The organism is Rummeliibacillus sp. SL167 (assembly GCF_007896505.1).
GTDB lineage: Bacteria > Bacillota > Bacilli > Bacillales_A > Planococcaceae > Rummeliibacillus > Rummeliibacillus suwonensis.
In genome coordinates, this window is sequence record NZ_VCBM01000001.1 from 1,860,396 (window position 1) to 1,883,866 (window position 23,471).

Here is a 23,471-nt window from a genome sequence, read left to right on the forward strand (position 1 = left end):
TTTTTTCACGCGCAACCCGCAGCACTACAAAGAAGCGATTTTAATCGAGTGCAACGCAGAATGGATTCAATATGGATCTTAGTCAAGTACTCATTTTGGTGAAGAGCCAAAATATTAAAACTAAAGATCATTTTATAACCCTTCACAGATTAAAATATATCTTGGCGAATCGAATTTATTCACAATTTCCAAACACTCATAAACAGCAGCTAACACTTTATTTTTATTGAAAGAAGAATCTAATAAAGCTTCGACGTTTTTAATTTCTTCTTGTGAAGGATTTCTTTTTTTATAATATTCATCTACTAAAACATACTCTACATTGATTTTTTCTAATAAATTAATCCATTGCAAAAACATCTTTTTTAATTCTTCCATACTACGATAATTAACAACCGTTATTCCACAATAAGAAAAACCTCTATCAGTTGGTTCTAATAACCCATATTTACCTTCTCCTAAATTAGTAGTTAATGTTGGCATGTTATTATAAATATTTTCATCTTCACTTATATTTTTAAATATGTATTCCAAAAATAAATCATCAATGAGGATCTCTTTAATAACAGTTCCTTCTTCACCCTTATTCTCATCAATGAATACAAAAGAATGTTCATTCACCATCACAAAACCTCCTTAACTTATAAAATAATTTTCTAATTTTTAATTTGATTGAGCTGCTTCCATTGCAACTTCTAAGTGTTTATGTATTACATTTGTATTTTACTAAAATAATGAAAAATTTTCAATAAATATCAATAAATCTATTGATTTGTTATTTACCATGGTACACAATAAGCAGATAAGAAATATAGCCCTCATCCTCGGCTTTACTGTTTCAATGTTATGGCTAGTATTATTTATATTAAAAACACCTACTTATCGAAACGAGGGCACTGAAAAACTTACGTTTTTTAGTTGTGTAAATGAAATTCAATACAAAAAAGGCAAATTGCCGTCTTATTTGGACGATAATTTGCCTTTTTCTTCCTCTCTTTTTTACTCTTTTTCGCTCAGAAGTTTTAGTATTCGCTTGAGGTTGACTACAAATATCGCTGTAGCTCCTTGAATCTCCATGCCAAATAGACCTGATGATGATGCTGTATCATACCCATGTCTATGTTTGAGTTCACTATTTTTCGCTTCAATTTTATAGCGAGATTTTGCTTTTCTTTTAAATTCATCGGTTTCTTGAAATACTTCCTGGTCTTTGTGTTCCGTTGATTTGATTGTCGTAGAATAAGTCTTACTTTTTGACCCTTCTTTAAAACAACCTTCACTGTAAGGACAAACTTTACATTTTTCAATATCAAAATAATAAGTTTGTCTTTGATTTTTTCCTACGTTTTTCTTATTTGTTCGTGCTTTCCGAATGGCCATATGACCAGCTCTACAAACATACATCCCTGCATCTTTATTAAATTCAAATTCTTCTTCTTTCGTTCGAGCGCCTTGTGTAATTTGTGGGTTTAACTTTGATACTAATTCAAAATTATTTTCCTTTGCATAGCGGATATTATCTTTTTCAGAATAAGCTGTGTCTCCAATGACTGTCTCCACTTTCATCCCTGTTTCTTGGCTTTTTTCAATTAACTCTTGTAGGTATTTTCCATCACTTTTTTCTCCTGTTGTCACAATAGCAGCTGTAATAATTCGTTCATCACTCATCGCAATATGCGTTTTGTAGCCAAAGAAAGAAGAGTCAGCAGTTTTGTGTCCAACACGTGCATCTGGATCATTGGAATAGCTAAGTTGTTCTGTGTAATCTTCTACTACTTCCTTTAGCACATTTAATTTTTCCTTAACGGCAGGAATCTCAGCTATGTGTGGTTCTGTTTCAATAACAGTAATAACTTGACGGCAATAATCCAATTCCTCCTTCACTTCGTTAGAAGGAGTTTTCGGTGGAAATTTCACTTTCATCGATTCATCGATTTGATAGACAGCTTTTCGAACAGTTTTGGATTTTTCTTGTAAAAATTCTTTCGGTGATTTTTGATGATAACGTGCTTTCGTATGTGTGGCATCCACGATGATGGATTTACTTTTAATGAGTTCTTTTTCCAATGCAATCTCAACTGTTTTCCCAATTAGCATATCTAATAAACCCTCATCTGGAAGACGGAGTTTTCGGAATTTTGTTAGAGAACTTGGGTCAATCACAGAATCTTCTGGAGCCATATCGAGGAAATATTTAAACGACATATCATATTTAGAACGTTCTACTACATCTACATCTGATAAATCAAAAATGGATTTAAGCAATAGATATTTGAACATGCGAATGGGTGACTCAGCATTGCGACCATTATCAAGACAATATTTTGTTTTTAGTTCTTCGAGGATAAAAGTAAAATCTACAAGTTCATTGATTTTTCGAAGCATATTTCCCTTAGGTACCACCATATCGTATATGGCCATGAATGGGCTAAGATTGAGAGATTCTTGGTTTGAAATCATTGGGTACACCACCTACATTGACTTCATTTCATTATACAGGAAAGGAGTTGCTTTTTTGAGAGAAAAAATCTTTTAGAGAAGAGAAAAGAGTGGATTGGAGTGGAAGGCAGCGACTCCAGCGGGAACAGCGCGAGCTGAAAGCCCCGCAGGAACGGAGTGACGAGGAGATTGAAGCCGTGCCCGCGGAAAGCGCCTGCCTGGAACGGAAATCCACGGCTTCAAATGAAAAAAGCGAGTATGAGAACGAATTGATCGTTCTCATACTCGCAATAAAAATCAGAAAGGACTTTTTCAGTGGCCCCATCGAAACAAGGTGGCTAATTGATGACTGAGAAAAAACTTCTGTAGCAGAGAAATGAGCTACATAGGCATATTGAGAATGGAACCGTGAAAAAACACGTAAGCAATCTGCTAAAAGTTTGGCTAAGACGTACATCAACAAGTATTGTGATTTAGAAGAACTCAATAGATTCTCAATAGATTAAAGAAATTAATTGAGGCACACGAAAAGAAATGAAGAAACGACTAAATGAAAAAGACTAGGATCCCAAATTTCATGAATTCCTGGTCTTTCATTTGCTATTTCAGTTTTTTTGGCCGTCATAATCTTATTAAGGTCTGTTTATTTTGTTTAGTTTAACTAGCTTAACAGGCTTTTACAGGCTGTTGTTCCCGACTCTTTATCCTCTGCTTGTACTCGGGACTTAATGTAGAAACTTACTGCCTTTTTATGCGGGAAAAAGTGAATTGATTTTGATCAAGCAATACTACAAATAGATGACATTATGTTGACCATTTATTTTGAATGGTAATGTTATCATGTCCTTTATTAACTCTTCTCCATATTCATTCATAAATTGAAATGGATTGAAGACTCTTTCTTGCAGCCCTCCGCCTGGCAAAATCCGATCTTCAATCGTACGGTATTTCCTTAGTTCTACATCATGTTTTAACAAAACTTCCTGTTCAATCTTACGCATCAGGAAATCTAGTTGTGTTTCATGGATCGATAAGTTTTTATCTACTAATTTTTCTAAATGAATATTTAATTTATACAAATGTCCTTGTATAACATCATATTGCGATTGTAGTAATTGCCTTGTTTGTTCCACCATTTCTTTTGATTTCTCATCATATACTTTTTCTTCAAAAGAAGTTTTATACGTGGTAGTTTTCCCTACAATAGCGTCTGTGACAGAAATCTGTATTTCTTTAAGTAAAGTCTGAACTTGTCGATCGATAATGGTCATATTCATACGTGGTACAAATACTGGTATTTTCATACCTAACGTTTCAAAGGCACCCTTTAATGTAGACCAATACGCTAATTCACCAGGGCCTCCAACAAATGCAAGAACAGGGAATACCATATCCTGCATCAATGGTCGAGTAATCACATTATTGCTTAAACAAGTAGGTTTTTTCCGAGCTAGTTCTAACATGTCGCTTTTCGTAAATTGAACATTCGCCATACGATTGATAAATTTACCGTCATGACGTTCCAATAAGAAACGTTCACCATCTCTTACGTAGAAAAGATTAGCTGCTTCCTTCGTTGCACCAACAGGCATACCATATCCTAATTCAGCTAAATCCGCTTCACGAATAGTTACAATATCCGCAATTTTTTCTGCATTTTGAACCAATTGCTCAAAATAGGGTGATTCATATTCACGTAAACTTGAATACGCCGCATCAATAAATAACAGACCTTCCTCTTTAAACAACCAGTTCATAAGTCGTACAAAAAAATCCGTATATGTTTTGCTCTTTAACAATATAGTATCAATTTTTGCCAATAATTTTTCTGTATAAGCTGTTTCTCCATATTGTTTAAATATCTCATAGATAAATTGTCTTGTAGCGTCAACATCAAGTGGTGTCGTAGAAGCCATCGTTTTCTTTTTTGAACGCTTGCCATAAATATGTTTTTCCAAACGACCATTAACTGCTGTAAATGTATGATTAATCTCATCAATATCATGGTCTTCTCCAGCGATCCAAAAAATAGGCACAACGGGAACCTGTAAACTCTCACGTTGTTGTTTTGCTAACAAAATAACAGAAATCGCTTTATGTACTGAATATAAAGGACCTGTTAGTAACCCTGATTGTTGTCCTCCAATCACAACAACCGCGTTATTTTCTAATTCTCGAAGATGTTCTTCTGCCTTTTCAGAGATTTCTAAAGGCTCCATAAAATTGCGAATAACCATTACTAATTGTTCACGACGTATAGGATGATTTTGTAAATCTTCTAATCTTCTTGTAAATGATTCTTCCCTATTCGGATAATGAAAAAATGATAAAATGGACGATTTTTCATTTCTGTAATCTTCCAGTAAAGGATTCGTTATAGGAATCTCGATTTGTTCCAATTTCATAATATTGTAAACTCCTCTATGATAGTTAACTATATTGAAGTATAACATTTACCCTACGTTTATTTGAAAAAATACGCTCATTTAACGATAAGTTCGATTATTTTCAAAATCAATGCTGTAAACCATATGGCTATGTATGTAAATGATAGAACTAAAAATAGAAAGCGCCATATTTTACGAAATAACGGCTTTAACTCGATTTCCTTCGTTGTTCTCCATTCAATAGTAGTAAAGATGATCGCTGTTACACTAGCGATGATTAAAACGATAAACCCTATATCAAAAGACCATATAAATTTTAACGATGCTGGTATGGAAAAAAACAATAGGATGGTCGTTATATCTGCCGCTTTACTAAATATGCCTTTTTTCTTTTTAGAAAACTTTTTTAAAAATAGATAGATGATACCTAACAATAAAAAAGGACATAAGATAAAAATTTTTGTAATAATTGATAGAATCCCCATCAATTACTTTCACCACCTTCTTGCATTGCTTGTAATAATGAATAACAAGTTGATAGCATGGGTACAGTATAGCCTCTTTGTTGAGCTAATTCTATGATGCCACCTATAATTGTATCAATCTCCATCACTCTTCCATTCATATAGTCTGCAAGCATTGAAGAAGTATTTTGTGCCGTACTTTTACATACATTTTCCACATCTTCAAAAGTTAATTGAGACTTTTGCTCAGGAAAGGCGGTCATGACTTCTTGATATAATTGTCGCAAAATTTTTACACAATATGGATGACGAATGAGTTCTCCATTTTTTACTCTTAGTATAGTAGTTAACGTATTCACAAAGCAATTTAATAGTGCTTTTCGTACTAACATTTTACTGTAATCATCCATTATGGCAACAGGAAAATATTCAGTTGCTATGTTCGTAAGCTTTTCAATAGCAGATGGATGTCCTTTAAAACGAGCTATTTTTAAAGGTCCAATTCCACGATGAATGACCGTATTAAGATCCTTTTTTTCAGCACCAAATTCTACAGAACCCAAAAAAATAGTACGTTGTTTGAGGGCAGTCGCAAATTTTATATGTTGAATGCCATTTTGGATAAATAACAGCTCTGTATCTTCTGGTAGTTTTTCAAATACTGATTGCAATCCATTTAAATGATGATATTTTACAGCAATGATCCAAATGGCTTTATATTCCAAATCTTCTGCACTTGTACTTACTTTAAAAGGGACAACACTTTTTTGACCAAGATGATTGATAAAATTTACGCCGCTAGTTTGAATTTTCTTTTTTTGTTGCTCAGAATGGACAAGGAGTTCAACTAAGTGACCTTGTTGAGCTAGGCAATTAGCCATTACTAGTCCAACAGCTCCTCCTCCAATGATTACGAAATGCATTTCTACACCTTCTTTGTATTCTACACTTAAAGTCCCTACCATAATGGACAGATTACGCATCATCATTATTATACTGAATATATTGGCCATTTTCGATATAGAACATAAGTCTAGATGTTAGGAGGAGGTTTCTGCTCGTTCATGCTGGATAAAAAATGGTGTAGTTGTTTATAAGGACCTTTGTCATAGAAAACCTCGCCATACAAAGAGCACAGAATGTTATTAAAACGGTATTCTGTGCTCTACTTTTTCACAGGATGAAGCTGAATCTCTATTTTTCGGATACTTTCTTTAAGAATCCCAAAAACATCTATTCAGATATATCCTTTTTTAAAAATTGCGTTCCTGTTTCAATCCAATGGATCAGTTCCAAATAATTTTGTTGGAGTTGATCATATTCATCTTTTAACTCATAATAGGCTTCTGATAATTGGTCAAAACTTGTTAACGCTTGCTTCAGATGCGTTCTCATCATTTGTTTAGGCTGAGATTTTGCATTTTCTAAATCTTTTTCATATATTTTGCGTAATGTTTTATTCCATCTAAATCCGCATGCTTGTTTAGTCCTACCTAAAACTTCTGCCGCCTCTTGAAAGCCTGCTAATTGCGAGCGTCCCTCACTGACTGCTTGCAGCACAATTTGTGCAAGACGGTCATCATCTTGTTGTAACCATTGATCTTTACGTTTTTTTACTTCCATACATATCACCTCGCATTTTTTACTAATATATGCGAGTTTTTTAAGTTTAGAAGTTATTTTGTTTTTGATAGAAACTGTTTAACAGCTTGCTGGTGTTCTTCACTTTCCCATAATTTTGCACAGGTTTTGACTTCATCCATTACACGATCAAATAGATGTCGTTCACGCCATTTGCGTAATTCCATTTCCTTATATGCCTTATGAACATTTGGATGGATTTTTTTCATATCTTCTATAAATTCAGCTAATGCTTGTTCTTTATCATTTTCAAAGATGCGCATAGCAAAGCCAATCTCGTATAGTAAATCTGCAGGATACGCCTTTGCGTCTACCAACATTTTCAAGGCTCTATCGTGACGCAATCCTCGTTCAAACAGGTAAGTTCCGCCGCCCCATCCAGAAGTAATCCCTAGAGTTCCTTGTATAAAGCCGCATTTTGCTCCTTTTTTAACTAATCGGAAGTCACAAGCGGTCGCTATCTCGCATCCCCCACCAACTGCTGTTCCATTTACTAATGCAATTGTTGGTACTGGTAAAGTTGCAAGCTCATATAAAATTTTGGCCATTTTACTCAGCATACCAAAAGCTTGTTCCTCCGTATGAAGATTATGAAATTCAGCTAAATCTCCCCCCGAGCAAAAAGCCTTCTCCCCTTCACCAGTAACGACTAGAAAGCGTACAGAAGCATGATTATGTACGTACGTAATAACTTCTTTAAATCCTTCCATAACGGCGTCATTGATGGCATTACGCTTTTCTGGACGGTTAATAGTAAATGTTAATACCCCATCAGATTCTGAAAAATAATATGACATATCATAGTCCCCTTTGTGTAATAGTTGAAATTATCAATTATTTTATCATAAACGCAAACATTACGCCCTAAAAAAAGGACTACTAGAGAGCCATGGTCTCTCTAGTAGTCTCTTTTAGAACAAATACTGAATTATTTGTTCACAACTTCTTTACCTTTGTATTGTCCACATGCTTTACATACATGGTGAGCCAATTTTAGTTCACCACAGTTAGGGCAAGTAACCATACCTGGTACAGCTAATTTAAAATGTGTGCGACGTTGACGTTTCGCAGTTTTAGAAGTTCTTCTAAATGGTACAGCCATTGATGGCACCTCCTTACAGATCGGTTATTCGTCTGTTTGATCAAAATACTTAGCTAAAGCAGCCAGTCTTGGATCCGTCTTTTGTGTGTCTTTTTCTTTTTGACTTAAAAACTCATCTTCCGTTAGATAAGACCAATCGGCATTATTTGGGGGAGCTGGCTTTTCGACACCTTCTTTGAACACTTGCATAGGAATTTCTAATAGGATGAGTTCCTCTAATACAGGATCAACATCGATAACCTCACCTTTTACAGGATGAACATTATCGTATTCATCTGCATTGATAGTATCTGACCAGCTGAATACTTCATCTGATTCAATATCATAAGGAAACTCAACATCTTCCCAAGTTCGCGAACAAGGAAGTACAATCGTGCCTGTCAAATGAAAATGACAGTTCATTCGTTCTGCACCAAATGTGCAGAATCCTTCTACATGAACGGGTGTACTACGGCGAATATCCGTATTACGACGCATAAGTCCATCCAATTGAACAATTTCATCAATTGGCATCCCGTTTTGGCGATATTTAGATAATTGTGGGATTGCCCATTTCATACATTTATCACCTCAAGACAACAAAGTTGATTATATAATGCGAATTTACAGATGTCAAGATATTTTCTTGTCACCAGACGAAAGTACTCGTATAATCATATTACTAAGTATAAAGTGAAGCTTCCATCAGTGGGAGTTTTCTTCATCCCCCACTGATAGTTAGCTGAACCAATCGGACTTTTACGGGTCGTTCATCTCCCATCTACTTTTTTGTTTTTCTCTCAATCTTGGGGTGGGGGCTTACTGCCCGTTAAAGCGGGATAAACGGGGTGAAGATTTGATTGCAACAGGTGTAGTCGTTGAGTACAATCCATTTCATAATGGACATCTCTATCATATCAAACAATCAAAGAAACATACAGATGCAGATGTAATAATTGCAGTTATGAGTGGTCATTTCTTACAGCGCGGCGAACCAGCATTTATCGATAAATGGACAAGAACGAAAATTGCGTTAGCAAATGGTGCCGATCTAGTCATTGAATTACCCTATAGTTATGCAACAGCTCAAGCAAGTGATTTTGCAAAGGGTGGCGTTCTGTTATTAGAAGCCTTACAATGTGACTTTTTATCTTTCGGTAGTGAACAAGGGGAAATTACACCCTTTTTGGATACCTACAAACTATTGGAAGACCGTAACAACGAATTACAACAGAATGTGAAGCAATTGGTTCAAAGCGGTTTAAGCTACCCTCAAGCATTAAATACAGCTTATCAACGGCTTATTCCTAATAACCAGCTTACATACGCGGATTTAACAAAGCCCAATAATATTCTTGGCTATCACTACGTAGAAGCTGTTCAAAAATATCACACAAATGTGAAACCAATTACCATTCAACGAGTTCAAGCTGGTTACCATGATGCGATTCAAAATGGTACAACAATTGCCAGTGCCACAGGAATACGTCAAGCGATTCAAGAGCACCATTCCTTACAAAATGTTTCTTCTTTTTTACCTAAGGCAACTTTCTATGCATTGACAGAGTGGTATGATGAACACCATCATTTTGCTAGTTGGGAACTTTTTTGGCCATTTTTACGATTCTCTATACTTCGTCTATCGCCAAAAGAAATTGCATCATATGCTGAAGTTTCGGAAGGAATAGAATTTTTGATTATACAAGCGGCAAAGGAATGTCCTGATTTTAATGGCTTTATGCAAAAAGTAAAATCGAAACGATATACATGGACAAGAATACAACGGATGTTAACGCATATTTTCACCAATTTTACATGGCAGCAACTAAAATCATCGGATCTTCCTAACTATATTCGCTTACTTGGTATGACCCAAAACGGACAACAATATTTATCTGAACGAAAAAAATTATTTACGCTTCCTGTAATTAGCAGAGCCGCAAGCTCAAATGATCCGATGTTATTACAAGATATTCACGCTACAGATTTATATATGCTAGCACTTGGGAAAAATAAAATAGGGATGGACTATAAAATCCCGCCCATCCGCATCTAATTATTTCTTTTCTGGAAGCTTTTCTAAGTAATTCAAAGCATCATCTATATTTTTTACAGGTACGATCTTCATCTTCGTACCTATTTTTTTGGCTTCTTGTACAGCTTCTTGATAATTTGTTTGAATACTAGGATTCTTTTTCTTTACAGCTTCAGGTAATGTATCGTTGGGTGCAAAAAAGATTTCCACTCCTGCATCATTTGCAGCAATGACTTTTTTATCAATTCCTCCAATCCTACCAACATCTCCTGTTTCAAGCATTTCGCCTGTTCCAGCAATATTGTAGCCTTTTGTTAAATCACCTTTTGTCAATTGATCAATAATCTCTAAAGTAAACATCAAACCAGCTGAGGGTCCACCGATATCTTCAGCATCAATCTTCACTTTAGGCTCTGTAGTAATAGATGTACTGTCAGTAAATGTGATACCAAGGCCAATTTTCCCGCCTGTTCCAGGTATTTTTTTTAATTTTATCTTTTTCACCATCGTTTGATGATCACGCTTAATTTTTACTTTAACTTGATCACCTTTTTTCTTATTAGCTAAGTAATCAACAAGTTCTTTATGTTTATGAACTTCTTTCCCATCTATTCCAATCACTTCGTCACCTGTATTTAAAATATGATCGGCTGCACCATTTGCTACGACGTAGTAAACGTAGACTCCATTGTAATGGATCTTATAGTTAAGGTTTGCTTTTTTAAAAGCAACATATTTTGCATTAAATTGTGAGTCCGTCATCAGTTTGAGCTGACGGTTATTATAATCCTTATCACTTTCGTTTGGATTACGTACTTGACTATCTTTTAAAATTTCCTTTTCATCGCTGAAATGGGCTAGAGCATAAGTAAATGGTGTAGCAACAGACATAGAAACTGTCATCATATTTAGTTTTCCTTTACTAGGTTGATCCGCATTTTCAACTTTTACATAATCACCTAAATCATATGCACCACCTGGTTGCATAATATAATAATGCATTGGATAAACAAAACCTAATATGATAAGCACTATTAACATAGTTAATGTAAAAAATTTTTTTAATTTCACCGTGACACCTCCAAAATAACAACCATCTATTGACATATGATATGACGCAATTACAGTAAAATTGTTCTCCAACAATTGTTCAATTAGTTTATCACTAGTTTCTTTTTTCATAAAGTGAAACTTCTCCTAGTGGAGTTTTTTCCCACTAGGAGTTAGTTGAACCAATCGGGCTTTTACAGGCAGTCTTTCCCACACTTAAACTCTGCTTGTTGGTGAATTTACTGCCTGTTAAAGCGGGATAAAGTGAAACTTCCCCTAGTGGAGTTTTTTCCCACTAGGAGTTAGTTGAACCAATCGGGCTTTTACAGGCAGTTGTCTACACTCTTGCCTCTGCTTGTCACTTGAATACTGCAGTGGAGCTTACTGCCTGTTAAAGCGGGACAAAATAATAAGAATGGATGATGTGCATCGTATTACATTACAGCAATATATTGTTATGCTGGCTTTTTATACTACTATTATTGTTGCAACCCGGACTAGCCCATGAAGGTGCCGATACGGGAATAAAAATTTTCATTGATCATTTATTTCCATATTTACTCCCGTATCTCATATTAACTCAATGGTTATTACGATTAACAAACGTATCTAGTATACCACAGCATACAAAATGGAAATTCTACTTACAAGTTTATTTTCTAAGTGCATTGGGTGGATTTCCGACAGGTGCTGCCACAATTAACTTTTTACTAAAATCCCAACAAATCACTAAAAGAGAAGCACCACTATTATTAGCAATCTGTCATGCGCCAAGCCCACTCTTCGTGGTTGGTTTTGTAGGAGTTGAAATATTAAAGAATCCAACGAGTGGATGGTATATGCTTTCTTTGATCCATTTTGTTAATATAGTCATGCTCTTTATATTTATGCTTAAATTTCGAAAAACAAATACAAAACCAATCGTCACTCATCAATCAGAGGTACTTTCGACATCTCCATTAATAGAAAGTATCAAAAATAGTTTGCCTACTGTTCTACTCGTAGCTGCTACAGTTATTTTCTTTACGACAATTAGTTTTGTGATGACAGAAACTATATTACGTTTTGTTCATCAGTTACCAGATATCGTTATGCTAGCACTTTATAGTGTTCTTGAAATGACTTCAGGCTTAGCTGTTTCCCAAAACTTATTTGCACATTCAAAATGGTTAGAACTCATTGTGATAACCATTTTAACGCTACAAGGCTTAAGTATACATTTACAAGTTGCGGTATTAGCAAAAGAGGCAAAAATTTCGATGGTTCCATATGCATATACAAGAATTTTCCAAACATTTCTAATTCCACTCTTGTATTGGTTAATCTTTCTCCCCCACCGCTAACGTTTATACTAAAATTGCCAACTATAAAGTAAAACTTTCATCAGTGGGGGTTTTTCTTCATCCCCAGTGATGGTTAACTAAGCCAATCGGGTGCATACGGGCAGTTGTTCCCCCACCTATCTTTCTCGTTTCTCTCTAAACCTTGAGGTGGGGGTCTTACTGCCCGTTCATGCGGGATAAAATAAGAAGAGTACAATTCAGCTCAATGCTAAATCGTACCCTTCTTATTTGCTATGCTATTTTCCTATCATTTTCTATCTAATTTTTGTTTATATTTCTCTTTTAAAGCATCTTCGACAAGATCGGGTACTAACCCATGGATATTTCCACCATATTGCGAAACTTCTTTTACAATACTAGAACTTAAAAAAGAATATTTATTTTGTGTCATAATAAAAAATGTCTCAATATGTTCATCTAAGAATCGATTCATCGCAGTGATTTGCATCTCATATTCAAAGTCTGATACTGCTCGCAATCCTCGAATAATCGCATTTGCATTTTTAGACTTTGCATAGTTGATGAGTAACCCTGATGAAGATTCTACTTTTACATTTGATAAGGAATTCGTCACTTCTTTAATCAAATCCATTCGTTCTTGTACATCAAATAGCGGATGTTTGCTCGAATTATTCATAACAGCCACATAAACAATATCAAAAATATCCGCAGCACGTCTAATAATATCTAAATGACCATTCGTAATCGGGTCAAAACTCCCTGGTACTACAGCAACTTTATTCAACACAATCTCCTTCTTCCTCAACTAGACGATAGAATGTAATAATGGTGCCACCATATTTTTCTTCCCGAACTTTATGAAAATTAAAAAATGCATCCGGTAATACAGTTTCTGTGTCATGTTCGCAAACAATCGTACCATCTTTTGAAATTATCCCATTTGCAACAATGTCCTTCACCATTTCATAATATTGATGCTTTTTATAAGGAGGATCTAGAAAAATCAAATCTGCTTGTGTTTCTTTTTTCATCAATATTTTTAAAGCACGTGATGCATCGTTGCGATACGCTTCCGTACATTCTTCGTAACGACATTTTGCGATATTTTCTTTTAAGTTTTGGAATGCACGTCCATCTTTTTCAATGAAAATAGCCTTGTCCATTCCTCTACTCAAAGCTTCAATACCTAGACCACCACTTCCTGCAAATAAATCCAGCACAATTCCTCCATCAAAATAGGGACCTAAAATATTAAATAAAGATTCCTTTACTTTATCTGTTGTCGGACGTGTTGTCATACCACTTACAGCCTTTAACGGCATACCTTTACGTTCACCTGAAATGACTCTCATTAATATATCAAACCTTTATATATCTTAATATTAGCGTACCTTATGATTCGTTTTTAGTTGTTTTTATATCGATACGCTTATCTGATTTTTCAACATTTACAAAGAATAATCGAACTAACCATGCCTCTTCAATGTAGTATTGGTTTCCATATTTCTCAATTGGCTGAGAAACAATATCGTATCGATGCTCGTTGTAAACATAAAACGGTTCATCCATTGGAAATCTAAATGAACGAGTCTCACTTGTAATGTAGAAGCCATGTGGTCCTACTTTTGAAGTATACCCAAGTTTCTTCAAGATTGGCTTAATAGAATATAAAATACGCCCATCTTTAAATATAACTTGCACGTTATTTTGTTGCAATCCATTTATATAGATTGGACGATTATCTTCAAATAACAAAGGTGCTATATTCTTTCCGTTATTGGCATTCATATTAAAGAATGATGTTTTTAAGCTTAGGGAATCTGATAAAAGATTATCTAGTTTTGTTGTCGTCACTTCTTTCCCCTGCATATCTTCTAAACCTTTTTTCCATTCTGCCAATTGATCTTGATTCATGTAATTCTTTAATATACCTATCATCTTCTGTGCCTTGGCAGTACCTAAAGTACGCTCTGTTAGGAATGATGCCACAACCTCTGGTACCCATGATGGAGTCGTATTAAATTTATACTTTTGGTGAATTTGAGATAGGATCACTTTTTGCTCTAATGTTTTTTCATTGATTTCGGAGGTAAACAAAATACGTCCCGCAGAATGTCTCTTTTGATTTGTTTCTATAATCGCTACATGTTCAAAATCTTCTAATTCTAATCCTTTTAATGATTTACTTAAATCACCAGATATATTATTTTTACCATAGAGTGTCATTTGATCATTTGTGAATACTTTTTTCATTTTATTTTTTTGCCAATATAAAGAAGTTACAGGACCATTTCCACTGAACATCGTATATTGGACTAGAACCATTTTCTTACTATCTATTTCTGGTAAACCTGTTATCCATTGTCCCCCTGTATGTGTTTCATCCGTAATATGTACTGTCGTATGCACAGGTGTCCCTTTTGGCAATGTTAAGAAAATATTCCGCAAAATTTGTCCGGATTTTAAACCCTTTTTTGAGACAGGAATAACATAGGATAATGTCTGTTCTTCCGTTTTTCCTTTTTGTAAACCAGTTAGTGTTTTATTTAATCGATTACAATTATTTTTGTCATCCGAAGAACAAGCTTTTTTGATACTTTTAGCAGGCCATATAAGCTTTATACTTTCTTCAGGTAAAGAACTAAGACGATGATGAACGATCAACTTTCCTTTTTGATAAACAACATCTATGTCCTGATTATAATGCAGAAACTCATCTTCTGATAACTGATCCGAATAAACATGGTACTGAAAAGCCAACATAACACCATTTATTACTAACAATATGGAAAATAAACTGGCTGCAAATTTCATGTGCTAATCCCCCAAATCATGATACTATGTGTAAAGAAAGGACGTGTATGATAATGATTCAACAATTTATAGAGCTTGGAGAAGGCTATGGTGACGTTTACGAACTTTGCGAACTTATGAAAACAAATAAGCATCGTATTCATCATACTTTTGTATTTACCGCAACTGGTAACGAGCAAAAAGTCGCATCTATTGCAGTAGTATTGAAGCCAGTTGGAGACAGTAAGTTTACACCCATTTATATTTGTCGAGAAGGAATTCCTTACTCAACTGAAAAGCCTTCAAAACGATTAGAACTATTTGAGGAAACCGCAAAAGAGCTAAATCAATTACTGATTACATTAGATGTAAAACATTCCTCAATTTATGCTGAAAAAGAGCTATATTATCAATATTTGATTGGAATATTACGCCTTTATCACTATATCCCGTCATTGCACTAATTACTTATTTTCGCAACAAAATTATATTGTTACTAGATATAAATTACTATCTTTTTTTATATCGACAGGGATCATCAATACTTTACTTAGAGACCTGTTTTATAATCATACTCTTTTGCTTTATCTGGTTTGGCATTTTCAAACACAGTTGAAACAAATGGGCGATAAGATGGTAAGACTTCTCGCACATAAGGGAGACGGGTCAATTTTGCAATAGTATTTTCAATATCTTCTTGATTGCAATATAAAACGACATATTTAAGTTTTCTTGAAATGTAATGTACATGACCATATCGTCGCAAAGATTTTGCCTGTTTTAAGTGATGTACGTATACGATTAAGCCTTGTCGGTCTTTCATATAGATTCCCTCTTTTCTTATCTTAAAGATAACATAGCAATGAATTTACACGCAACCAAGTTTAGCTGACAGGCTGGAGGGTAATCCGTTATAATAAAGTGAAACTCCATCAGTGAGGGTTTTCTTCATCCCCACTGGACTAGAGGAACGGAAGTGAGAAGCGCCACGTCCTGTGGCAATACATGAGGGACCAACATCTTGTTGACCCGAACAAATCGAACTTTTATGGGCAGTTCATCCCCCATCTATCTTTATCGTTTCTCTCTAAATCTTAAGATGGGGAGCTTACTGCTCATTAAAGCCGGATAAAAGAACAAGTCTGCATTTAGAGGAGGACTACTATGGGAAAGAAAACGAAAGTGGCAATCGCAATTGCTGCTGCAAGTGCTGCAGCTTGGGCAGGTTCTAAAGCCCTTTCTAAGCCACAAAAGCGCGACAGTAAAGATGCTTTAAGCTATGAGCATCCAGTAGTGTTAGCGCATCGTGGTGGATCACAATTAGCGCCGGAGCATACTATGGCCGCATTTCGCAAGGCCGCAGAATTAGGTGTAGACGGTTTTGAAATTGATATTCGCTTGACAAAAGATGAAGAAATTGTTGTGTTTCATGATGATTATATCGATCGTACTAGTGATGGCACAGGTCGTATAGCTGATTTAACTTTAGAAGAATTACAAAAATTTAATTTTGGCTATCAGTTTGTTGATCTAGATGGCTATCTCTCTTATCGTGATGATTTTGAATCGATCGTCACATTACGCGAGTTGTTAACTGAATTTCCGAATATGTTTGTAAATATGGATATGAAAGATGCGCCCGATACATACGAAGGTGGTCTTATGCCTTCTAAACTATGGCGTTTAATCGAAGAATTGAATGCTGCTAATCGTATTGTCGTAACAAGTTTTTATGATGAACAAATTGATCGTTTCAATCTTTATGCACAAAATAAGGTAGCTTTAGGCGCTGGACAAGCTGAAGTGCGAAGGGCTTATACATCATTTACAAGTCAATTTGGGCATTTGTATCATCCAAAGGTTGATGTGTTCCAAATTCCAGAAAAATACGGTGTTTTTACTTTAAATAGCCAAGGCTTTATACACTTTTTAAGTGACTTAAATATTCCAGTCCACTATTGGACAATTAATGACGTATTGTCAATGAAAAAATTAATCGATATAGGTGCACGAGGGATTGTCACAGACCGACCAGATCTGGCAGTTCAAGTGATCAATAACAATAAGTAAGCGAGGGTTCATACAGTAAGACCTTCTGAATGTTAATGAGAGCTTATAGCCAACTTGATTATTAGAAGAGAAGATCAAACTCTTTTGTTCATTCAAGTATCTATTTCAGCCAAAGATAGATTTCGATCGCTAGCAATAGAGATGGCGATTTCTCTTAAAAGAATTTTAAAGTATAAATTCATCCTATGAAAAAGAGAGCACAGAATGCTGTTCCATCAGCATCTGTGCTCTTTGTATTAGCATAACCCTAACTATTTGATATAAATTCTAACATCATGCTGAACATGAACAACTACCACCCGATCCACATCCACCACTACTACAAGATGATTCAGAATGGAAAAATGGATTACTTACTGGCACTTTGACGGATTCAGAAACAGTCTTTCCGATTAAAAGGCCAATTTTGTCCAATAAATCTTGATAATCATTTTCTGCCAATCTAAGAGCAGAAACTTTATCGTCAATGTCTAGTTCACGTTTTTTGGCGCGAATTGATTGCATGATTGTTTGATAATCTGGGTGGTATTTTCCAAATCGTTGAACATCTTCATACTGATCCTTCATCCGTTGAAAATCATGAATTTTACGAACAAGGCTGGCATCTGTATAAACCGCCGTATGCGCCTTTTGTAGATTCGTAAATTGCTCGGAGGAACGGATCATCGCATTCAATACTTCCACTTCTTCAAGAATCAAAGCCCAATCAGAAGTCATCATCATCGGTAATTCCCCCAATCTACTCTTATCATAACAGATTTATCTCCATTTTGTATGATTGGAGGATTAAAAGAATTACTTATTTTCACTTTTCATATCGGACAATATTTCTTTTACAACTTTCTCATCTGAAAAAGGAAGTATCTTACCAGCTACAATTTGCCCTTCTTCATGACCCTTTCCTGCAATCACTAAAATATCTCCTGATTTGCAACTATTAATCGCATTCTGAATGGCTTTTTTTCGATTGGGTTCTATTTTATACGGCTTCATATGAATGCCCTTTACAATAGAATTTAAAATAGCTCTTGATGATTCACCTCTAGGATTATCATCCGTAAGCCAAATTTTATCGGCATAAGTATCTGCTATGATTCCCATTTCAACTCTTTTTCCTTGATCTCGATCACCACCACATCCAAACACAACGACCAAATCTTCTTTAGCCTGCAACCGTAATGCATTTAATAATGCTTCTAATGCACTTGGGGTATGTGCATAATCAATAAAAATTCGAAAGCCAAGAGAATTCGGAATTTCTTGCATTCTTCCTGCTGGCAATGTCAATGTATCCGTATGTTTAGCTATTTCTTGCAAGGAAAAACCTAATTCTGTAATAGCTGTAACAGCCGCAAGGACATTATATTGTAAATATTCACCTTGAAAAGGAATAAGAACATCAGTTGGTATGTCATCATTTTGTATTAATAACTGCGTGCCGTTGTCGATGTTCTGTTCGTGAATAATACTACAATCTGCTAATAGACTTTTGCCAAAACTTTTTACACTGGGATATTCTAGTCGTAATTGCTTACAAAATGGATCATCAATGTTAACAATAATTTGTTCAGATAAGAGACACAATCTCTTTTTAGCTGCTAAATAATACTTTTCACCACCATGTTCTTCATAATGATCTCTACTAACATTTAAATAAACGCCAATATTTATATTACAATCGTCAAGGCGATGTTCAGATAATGCAAGTGATGATGCTTCCATCACAATATGAGTAACCCCCTTGCTGACACAATAAGCAAAAATCTGATATAATTCTGTCGCCAAAGGAGTTGTTAATGGCTCTAGTCTTATATTTTGTTTTTCTCCATTTATAAATAATCCAACAGTTCCAATAACTGCCACATTCACATTTAATGATTGCAGTAATTGACCGATAAAATGAGTTACTGTCGTTTTTCCATTCGTCCCCGTTACTGCAACAATTGTCAATTTTTCATCATAAGCACCATATATCTTTTTACTAGCATATGATAGAAAAGTTGAACAATTTGGAACCCAGATAACTGGAATCTGTAGATTGACTTTGGCCTCGTATCTATTATGTACGATAGCTACAGCCCCATTTTGTATAGCAAGATCCTTATAATCCCATCCATCAAATTTTTTTCCTTTACGGGCTACATATAGGTCACCCGGTTTTACATCGCTCGCTCTATCTGTTATTCCTTTAATCTCAGTACGAATCGAACCGCATTCTAATTCACATGGCCATTCTTTTAACAGTTCTGCCAAGATCAACTATGTTCCTCCTGCACCTTTTAGTTAATTATGAATACATTACTATAACCCCTTCACCACTTGTATCGTATGAAAAACATGCGGAATATGTCACGAGGAGATAGGAGTCACAAAATGATTATTCAAAAATTTGGTGGAATTGCTATGCAATCAAAAGCTTCGCGTAAGCATTGCCTTCTCCATATTAAAAGGGCTCTGAAAAAACACGGTAAAACTGTAGTTGTTGTTTCTGCAATGGGAAGAGTTGGTGATGCTTACGCTACTGATACTTTATTGGATATAACAGATGCATTAGGGACTTCAGCAAAAGCAAAAGATTTAGTTGCTGCATGCGGAGAACTAATTGCTGCTGCGGTTCTATCATCAGAGCTAAAGCAATCCGGAATAGATAATCTGTTGCTTTACGGAGCTCCACTTGGAATAATAACAGACGATAACTTTGGAGATGCTGAAATTATCGATATTCGCAAGGAAACACTCTTATCCGCTCTAGAATGTCATGACTGTCTAGTTATTCCTGGATTTCAAGGAATAACGGAAGATGGAGAAATAGCCACTCTTGGTAGAGGTGGGAGTGATTTAACTGCCGCTATTTTGGGTGCGACCTTACCCACTGTAGCAATAGAGTATTACAAGGATGTCCCTGGTGTGATGACTGGAGACCCTCATCTCGAAAATGATGTAGAACTCATTAGGGCCATTCCTTATTCTAAGTTTCTAGCAATGTTAAATAATGTACGCCCTTTAATTCAAAAAAAAGCAGCTGAAATGGCACAACAGCACCATCTCAAGCTGCATATTCGAAACGTTTTTTCTCTCGAATCAGGAACTTTTGTATTTCCTGATGAAGATCAATAATTCTCGGTTTCATTACGTTGGATAAAAACTTGTGTAAAATGTTTACCAAAAGCACCCGTACCAATTTGGTTGAATTGCTCATTCAATAAGGTATTGCGATGCTTTTCAGAATTCAAAAGTCCATTGATTGCTTCTGGCGCATCCAAATAATCCTCTGTAACATTTTCTCCTGCAGAATCAAATTGAATCTCCGCATTTTTTAGTCGATCTTTAAATGCATCACTTTCCTGTTCTTCTTTTGAGATTTTATTGACTGCAAGTTTTTCACTATGCGCCATTGCCAGCTTATTTAAATCTTCCGCAGATAGTAATGCCGGTAAACCCTTTTGAACTCGATATACATTCGTTAATTCAAGCAATTGTTTTTGATTTTCCAAATCGATTTCTTCCTGCTTATATGAAGATGGAACAGATGGAGTAATCAAATCCCCCACATATGTCATGTCGTATGGATGCTGTTTAACAAGTGTTGGGCCATCAATATACCGTACTGCTTCTAATGTCTTGTCAATTGCATCAAAATACAATTGTGCATACAGCCCATCATACATGACCAAAATACGTGTCTGTAAATCGTCTTCATTTAAGATAAAGGTATAAATATTATGTTGGATCTTCACCGTTACTTCCGTATCTGTAATTGTATTACGATACAATTCATCAATCCCTTGTCCGATTTTAAAAGGGGATGCATCGGCTTCAGAGCCTGTCATATAAACTTGCTTGACCTTATGATTTTTCACCCCAACCAGCAAATAATTACTTGGTGATTTCTGATAGACCCACCAATCAAAATCATAGGCTGATGGACTTTTTCGGTCAGGATTTCCTAATTTTTTTGTCAATTTTCTAGTCGACTGACCAACTAAAGTTGATAATCCTTTAGTTGGTCTTTCAACGGCTGAATCATTTACATCAGGTGCCATTTTTTGAGGAATGACCCTTCCTTCTGAATTAGGCGCTTTAAGGGGTTCATTTTCTTTCACAGGCTGATTCAGATAGAAGAAAACGACTAATAACACTGCTAAAATGATTAAAACTCTATATAAGACTTTCACATTAATCTCTCTCCATTTTTTTATTAGTTTTATTATACCAACTACATAAAAGGATTCACAATGTTGTCATTGCAACCGGTGCCATTTTGCTCTATTATAAAATGGAACGTATTTGTACGAAAGTGTCGAAGGAGGATTATTAGAATGTATTTCGAAAATACTGGACTTGAAAACAAAATTGCTCATATTACTTTACTTGATGACCTTATGGGCAAACATGGCTTAATCCGTGCCACTGGATGGGATTATGAACGTATCACATGGGATAGAAGATTCGATGTTAACGAAGGTACTTATTATCTACGAGTTTTTGGCTATACAAAAGATGGAGATAATGGAACAAATGATGCTAACATCACACTTCTAAAACCTGTTCTTGGAAAACATTATTTTCCACATGGCGTTGAATATGGTGAAGACGAAATCTATCCAGCTCAATTAGTAAAAAATTGTCAAAATATTTTAGACTCCATTTCAAAAGAACTAGATCAATTTCATCAATAAGATTCATGCACTAATACTTGGAAGTCATACAAAGGTTAAGGTTAAATAAACTTTTTGTATGGCTTTTTTGTTAACCCGCTTCCAATCACGTCGTTAGCCTTTAAACACTAAAAGCTAATCTATGACTCACCATTGAAACCCCACCTCCACTAAAGCATATAAATATCTTTATAGTCATTCATGAAAAATAAATGAAACTTCATCCTTACTGTGTATAAGTTAGACCAAAAAGACTTTTACAGATCAGCTAACTGTTCCTCACACTTTTTTACCGGAATCCTGATGTGAAAGATTTGCTGTTTGCTTATGCGGGATAAAGTAAAACTTCTCACGATGGTTGTTTTCTTTTTCCCCCACTATGTTCATCGACCCAAGTGAGAAATAAATATAGAAAAAATTTTTTATCTAGCATGATTTTCAAAAAACTCCTCATACTATCACTGTCAAATATATATGGGTGATTAGGATGACTTTACATCGAATTTTTTCGAAATTTCTACCTTGGTTTATTTTTGCTTTATGTTTACTATTTTCAGTATTCTATGCGAAACCGATACTTTTAGCGTTTCTTACCGCTCTTTGCTTTAACCCTCTTATTATTAAATATGAAAAACAATGGAGTAAATCGCGTCGCTTTATCGTCCTTGTCTTTTTCTCTACTTTTAGTATTATTGTACTCCTAAGCTGCTATTTGTTATACATGTTACTATTATTAAAATTCAGTGATTTTTCTCAGTGGGTTCCCCATCTTATCGATACCATGAATGAAAGATGGATTTACTTTCAATCGAAGTTAACCAATATTACACATGATTTACCACGTTCCATTATCCTTTCCATACAACAATGGATTGAAGATATGTTAACTGGTTTACAAAAAGTTGGAACTACATATTTTCAAGCTGACTATCTTCTCAATCTATTTCAAAAAATACCTTCAGCAATTTTTAAACTATTCATTTATTTTTTAGCTCTCTATTATGCGATGCTAGAAATTCCGAGTATATTGAAATCACTTAGTAAATGGCTACACTTCGAAAATAATTCTACCGTTAAAGTGTTCCTTCAACATTTAAAAAAAGGGACCCTTGATTTTTTAAAAGCGCAATTGATCGTTAGTATCTTTATTTTTTGTATTACATTATTTACTCTACTATGGATTACACCGCGTTATGCGTTTCCAATGGCTTTGTTAGTTTGGTTTGTCGATTTACTTCCTGTGTTAGGAGGCATGATGGTTTTAATCCCTTGGGCAATTGTCAGTTGGATTAGCGGACAAAATTTCGAAGGAACGATATTATTTATTTTAGCCATTGTGGTCATTCTTGCACGGCAAATTTTAGAAACAAGAGTAACTAGTAATCATCTTGGACTTCCACCACTTACAACGCTCATTTGTATGTATGCCGGATTTGAAATGTTTGGATTTGTTGGATTTCTTATAGGCCCACTTGTTGCCATTTTAATCGTCGTCATTGGACAATTTAGAAAAAGCTGGGTTGAGATCAATAAAAAAAGCTAATTCCTA

General features: G+C 35.1%; 25 protein-coding genes. 8 read left to right on the top strand and 17 right to left on the bottom strand.

Annotation, left to right across the window (positions count from 1 at the left end; translation table 11 throughout):
* Positions 1 to 132: 132 nt before the first annotated feature.
* Positions 133 to 624, bottom strand: a complete 492-nt coding sequence (locus FEZ13_RS08400) for a hypothetical protein (protein WP_146552229.1) — start codon at positions 622 to 624, stop codon at positions 133 to 135.
* Between the two features lie 375 nt (positions 625 to 999).
* A complete protein-coding gene (locus FEZ13_RS08405; protein WP_146552231.1) occupies positions 1,000 to 2,460 on the bottom strand; it encodes an IS1182 family transposase in 1,461 nt (486 codons plus the stop codon).
* Positions 2,461 to 2,549: 89 nt separating this feature from the next.
* Between FEZ13_RS08405 and FEZ13_RS08410 the strand changes: the two genes are divergently transcribed.
* Positions 2,550 to 2,792, top strand: coding sequence for a hypothetical protein (locus FEZ13_RS08410; protein ID WP_146552233.1), 243 nt, complete (start codon positions 2,550 to 2,552; stop codon positions 2,790 to 2,792).
* Positions 2,793 to 3,227: 435 nt separating this feature from the next.
* Here FEZ13_RS08410 and bshC read toward each other — a convergent pair whose 3' ends face one another.
* The 7 genes from bshC to FEZ13_RS08445 form a co-directional block, all read right to left on the bottom strand.
* Positions 3,228 to 4,844 carry a bacillithiol biosynthesis cysteine-adding enzyme BshC gene (bshC, locus tag FEZ13_RS08415; protein WP_146552235.1) on the bottom strand — a complete coding sequence of 539 codons (1,617 nt, stop codon included), beginning with the start codon at positions 4,842 to 4,844 and terminating at the stop codon, positions 3,228 to 3,230.
* A 77-nt stretch (positions 4,845 to 4,921) separates the two neighbouring features.
* Entirely contained in the window at positions 4,922 to 5,311 is a 390-nt protein-coding gene (locus FEZ13_RS08420) for a DUF3397 domain-containing protein (protein WP_146552782.1), read from the bottom strand.
* Positions 5,311 to 6,213, bottom strand: a complete 903-nt coding sequence (locus FEZ13_RS08425) for a ketopantoate reductase family protein (protein WP_186725819.1) — start codon at positions 6,211 to 6,213, stop codon at positions 5,311 to 5,313. Before FEZ13_RS08425 ends, FEZ13_RS08420 begins: the two co-directional genes overlap by 1 nt.
* A gap of 310 nt (positions 6,214 to 6,523) precedes the next feature.
* Complete coding sequence (locus tag FEZ13_RS08430; RefSeq protein ID WP_146552238.1) at positions 6,524 to 6,913, bottom strand: transcriptional regulator; 390 nt, start codon at positions 6,911 to 6,913, stop codon at positions 6,524 to 6,526.
* 53 nt (positions 6,914 to 6,966) lie between these two features.
* Entirely contained in the window at positions 6,967 to 7,728 is a 762-nt protein-coding gene (locus FEZ13_RS08435) for an enoyl-CoA hydratase/isomerase family protein (RefSeq protein ID WP_146552240.1), read from the bottom strand.
* Positions 7,729 to 7,859: 131 nt separating this feature from the next.
* Complete coding sequence (gene rpmF / locus FEZ13_RS08440) at positions 7,860 to 8,033, bottom strand: 50S ribosomal protein L32 (protein WP_146549459.1); 174 nt, start codon at positions 8,031 to 8,033, stop codon at positions 7,860 to 7,862.
* Between the two features lie 24 nt (positions 8,034 to 8,057).
* A complete protein-coding gene (locus tag FEZ13_RS08445; RefSeq protein ID WP_146552242.1) occupies positions 8,058 to 8,591 on the bottom strand; it encodes a YceD family protein in 534 nt (177 codons plus the stop codon).
* Between the two features lie 277 nt (positions 8,592 to 8,868).
* Here FEZ13_RS08445 and FEZ13_RS08455 point away from each other — a divergent pair, with 277 nt between their 5' ends.
* Positions 8,869 to 10,068 carry a nucleotidyltransferase gene (locus FEZ13_RS08455; protein ID WP_146552244.1) on the top strand — a complete coding sequence of 400 codons (1,200 nt, stop codon included), beginning with the start codon at positions 8,869 to 8,871 and terminating at the stop codon, positions 10,066 to 10,068.
* Here the strand turns inward: FEZ13_RS08455 and FEZ13_RS08460 are convergent, their stop codons facing one another.
* Positions 10,069 to 11,229 (bottom strand): SepM family pheromone-processing serine protease, encoded by a 1,161-nt coding sequence (locus FEZ13_RS08460; RefSeq protein WP_255473080.1) that lies wholly within the window; start codon positions 11,227 to 11,229, stop codon positions 10,069 to 10,071.
* Positions 11,230 to 11,519: 290 nt separating this feature from the next.
* Here FEZ13_RS08460 and FEZ13_RS08465 point away from each other — a divergent pair, with 290 nt between their 5' ends.
* Positions 11,520 to 12,440 (top strand): hypothetical protein, encoded by a 921-nt coding sequence (locus FEZ13_RS08465; protein WP_146552246.1) that lies wholly within the window; start codon positions 11,520 to 11,522, stop codon positions 12,438 to 12,440.
* 247 nt (positions 12,441 to 12,687) lie between these two features.
* Here the strand turns inward: FEZ13_RS08465 and coaD are convergent, their stop codons facing one another.
* From coaD to FEZ13_RS08480, 3 genes are read right to left on the bottom strand one after another with little or no spacing between them, the layout of a single operon-like run.
* Positions 12,688 to 13,188, bottom strand: a complete 501-nt coding sequence (coaD, locus tag FEZ13_RS08470; RefSeq protein ID WP_146552248.1) for a pantetheine-phosphate adenylyltransferase — start codon at positions 13,186 to 13,188, stop codon at positions 12,688 to 12,690.
* Entirely contained in the window at positions 13,178 to 13,753 is a 576-nt protein-coding gene (gene rsmD, locus FEZ13_RS08475; RefSeq protein WP_146552251.1) for a 16S rRNA (guanine(966)-N(2))-methyltransferase RsmD, read from the bottom strand. Before rsmD ends, coaD begins: the two co-directional genes overlap by 11 nt.
* 40 nt (positions 13,754 to 13,793) lie before the next feature.
* Positions 13,794 to 15,215, bottom strand: a complete 1,422-nt coding sequence (locus FEZ13_RS08480) for a hypothetical protein (RefSeq protein ID WP_146552253.1) — start codon at positions 15,213 to 15,215, stop codon at positions 13,794 to 13,796.
* 53 nt (positions 15,216 to 15,268) lie between these two features.
* On the opposite strand from FEZ13_RS08480, the gene FEZ13_RS08485 reads away from it, so the two are divergent.
* On the top strand, positions 15,269 to 15,658 hold the full coding sequence (locus FEZ13_RS08485; RefSeq protein WP_146552255.1) for a DUF7147 family protein: 390 nt from the start codon (positions 15,269 to 15,271) through the stop codon (positions 15,656 to 15,658).
* A gap of 86 nt (positions 15,659 to 15,744) precedes the next feature.
* Here FEZ13_RS08485 and FEZ13_RS08490 read toward each other — a convergent pair whose 3' ends face one another.
* Entirely contained in the window at positions 15,745 to 16,017 is a 273-nt protein-coding gene (locus FEZ13_RS08490) for a YlbG family protein (protein WP_146549467.1), read from the bottom strand.
* Between the two features lie 341 nt (positions 16,018 to 16,358).
* On the opposite strand from FEZ13_RS08490, the gene FEZ13_RS08495 reads away from it, so the two are divergent.
* Positions 16,359 to 17,264 carry a glycerophosphodiester phosphodiesterase family protein gene (locus tag FEZ13_RS08495; RefSeq protein WP_146552257.1) on the top strand — a complete coding sequence of 302 codons (906 nt, stop codon included), beginning with the start codon at positions 16,359 to 16,361 and terminating at the stop codon, positions 17,262 to 17,264.
* A gap of 273 nt (positions 17,265 to 17,537) precedes the next feature.
* Here FEZ13_RS08495 and FEZ13_RS08500 read toward each other — a convergent pair whose 3' ends face one another.
* Both FEZ13_RS08500 and FEZ13_RS08505 read right to left on the bottom strand, forming a co-directional pair.
* Positions 17,538 to 17,987 (bottom strand): YlbF/YmcA family competence regulator, encoded by a 450-nt coding sequence (locus FEZ13_RS08500; RefSeq protein WP_146549470.1) that lies wholly within the window; start codon positions 17,985 to 17,987, stop codon positions 17,538 to 17,540.
* Between the two features lie 72 nt (positions 17,988 to 18,059).
* Positions 18,060 to 19,523, bottom strand: a complete 1,464-nt coding sequence (locus FEZ13_RS08505) for a UDP-N-acetylmuramoyl-L-alanyl-D-glutamate--2,6-diaminopimelate ligase (RefSeq protein ID WP_146552259.1) — start codon at positions 19,521 to 19,523, stop codon at positions 18,060 to 18,062.
* Positions 19,524 to 19,637: 114 nt separating this feature from the next.
* On the opposite strand from FEZ13_RS08505, the gene FEZ13_RS08510 reads away from it, so the two are divergent.
* Complete coding sequence (locus FEZ13_RS08510; RefSeq protein ID WP_146549472.1) at positions 19,638 to 20,381, top strand: amino acid kinase family protein; 744 nt, start codon at positions 19,638 to 19,640, stop codon at positions 20,379 to 20,381.
* Here the strand turns inward: FEZ13_RS08510 and FEZ13_RS08515 are convergent.
* Positions 20,375 to 21,439: a CAP domain-containing protein gene (locus tag FEZ13_RS08515; protein WP_146552261.1), complete on the bottom strand. Its 1,065-nt coding sequence runs from the start codon at positions 21,437 to 21,439 to the stop codon at positions 20,375 to 20,377. The two genes, FEZ13_RS08510 and FEZ13_RS08515, sit on opposite strands and share 7 nt — an antisense overlap.
* A gap of 144 nt (positions 21,440 to 21,583) precedes the next feature.
* Between FEZ13_RS08515 and FEZ13_RS08520 the strand changes: the two genes are divergently transcribed.
* Both FEZ13_RS08520 and ytvI read left to right on the top strand, forming a co-directional pair.
* Entirely contained in the window at positions 21,584 to 21,943 is a 360-nt protein-coding gene (locus FEZ13_RS08520) for a YugN family protein (RefSeq protein WP_146549474.1), read from the top strand.
* Between the two features lie 466 nt (positions 21,944 to 22,409).
* Entirely contained in the window at positions 22,410 to 23,465 is a 1,056-nt protein-coding gene (gene ytvI / locus FEZ13_RS08525) for a sporulation integral membrane protein YtvI (RefSeq protein ID WP_146549475.1), read from the top strand.
* Positions 23,466 to 23,471: the final 6 nt, after the last annotated feature.

Bases quoted from the DNA above. Each gene is read 5' to 3' on its own strand.
- FEZ13_RS08400 (WP_146552229.1), bottom strand. From the start codon at position 624: ATGGTGAATGAACATTCTTTTGTATTCATTGATGAGAATAAGGGTGAA.
- FEZ13_RS08405 (WP_146552231.1), bottom strand. From the start codon at position 2,460: ATGATTTCAAACCAAGAATCTCTCAATCTTAGCCCATTCATGGCCATA.
- bshC (WP_146552235.1), bottom strand. From the start codon at position 4,844: ATGAAATTGGAACAAATCGAGATTCCTATAACGAATCCTTTACTGGAA.
- FEZ13_RS08420 (WP_146552782.1), bottom strand. From the start codon at position 5,311: ATGGGGATTCTATCAATTATTACAAAAATTTTTATCTTATGTCCTTTT.
- FEZ13_RS08425 (WP_186725819.1), bottom strand. From the start codon at position 6,213: ATGCATTTCGTAATCATTGGAGGAGGAGCTGTTGGACTAGTAATGGCT.
- FEZ13_RS08430 (WP_146552238.1), bottom strand. From the start codon at position 6,913: ATGGAAGTAAAAAAACGTAAAGATCAATGGTTACAACAAGATGATGAC.
- FEZ13_RS08435 (WP_146552240.1), bottom strand. From the start codon at position 7,728: ATGTCATATTATTTTTCAGAATCTGATGGGGTATTAACATTTACTATT.
- rpmF (WP_146549459.1), bottom strand. From the start codon at position 8,033: ATGGCTGTACCATTTAGAAGAACTTCTAAAACTGCGAAACGTCAACGT.
- FEZ13_RS08445 (WP_146552242.1), bottom strand. From the start codon at position 8,591: ATGAAATGGGCAATCCCACAATTATCTAAATATCGCCAAAACGGGATG.
- FEZ13_RS08460 (WP_255473080.1), bottom strand. From the start codon at position 11,229: ATGAAAAAAGAAACTAGTGATAAACTAATTGAACAATTGTTGGAGAAC.
- FEZ13_RS08465 (WP_146552246.1), top strand. From the start codon at position 11,520: ATGTGCATCGTATTACATTACAGCAATATATTGTTATGCTGGCTTTTT.
- rsmD (WP_146552251.1), bottom strand. From the start codon at position 13,753: ATGAGAGTCATTTCAGGTGAACGTAAAGGTATGCCGTTAAAGGCTGTA.
- FEZ13_RS08480 (WP_146552253.1), bottom strand. From the start codon at position 15,215: ATGAAATTTGCAGCCAGTTTATTTTCCATATTGTTAGTAATAAATGGT.
- FEZ13_RS08485 (WP_146552255.1), top strand. From the start codon at position 15,269: ATGATTCAACAATTTATAGAGCTTGGAGAAGGCTATGGTGACGTTTAC.
- FEZ13_RS08490 (WP_146549467.1), bottom strand. From the start codon at position 16,017: ATGAAAGACCGACAAGGCTTAATCGTATACGTACATCACTTAAAACAG.
- FEZ13_RS08495 (WP_146552257.1), top strand. From the start codon at position 16,359: ATGGGAAAGAAAACGAAAGTGGCAATCGCAATTGCTGCTGCAAGTGCT.
- FEZ13_RS08500 (WP_146549470.1), bottom strand. From the start codon at position 17,987: ATGATGATGACTTCTGATTGGGCTTTGATTCTTGAAGAAGTGGAAGTA.
- FEZ13_RS08510 (WP_146549472.1), top strand. From the start codon at position 19,638: ATGATTATTCAAAAATTTGGTGGAATTGCTATGCAATCAAAAGCTTCG.
- FEZ13_RS08520 (WP_146549474.1), top strand. From the start codon at position 21,584: ATGTATTTCGAAAATACTGGACTTGAAAACAAAATTGCTCATATTACT.
- ytvI (WP_146549475.1), top strand. From the start codon at position 22,410: ATGACTTTACATCGAATTTTTTCGAAATTTCTACCTTGGTTTATTTTT.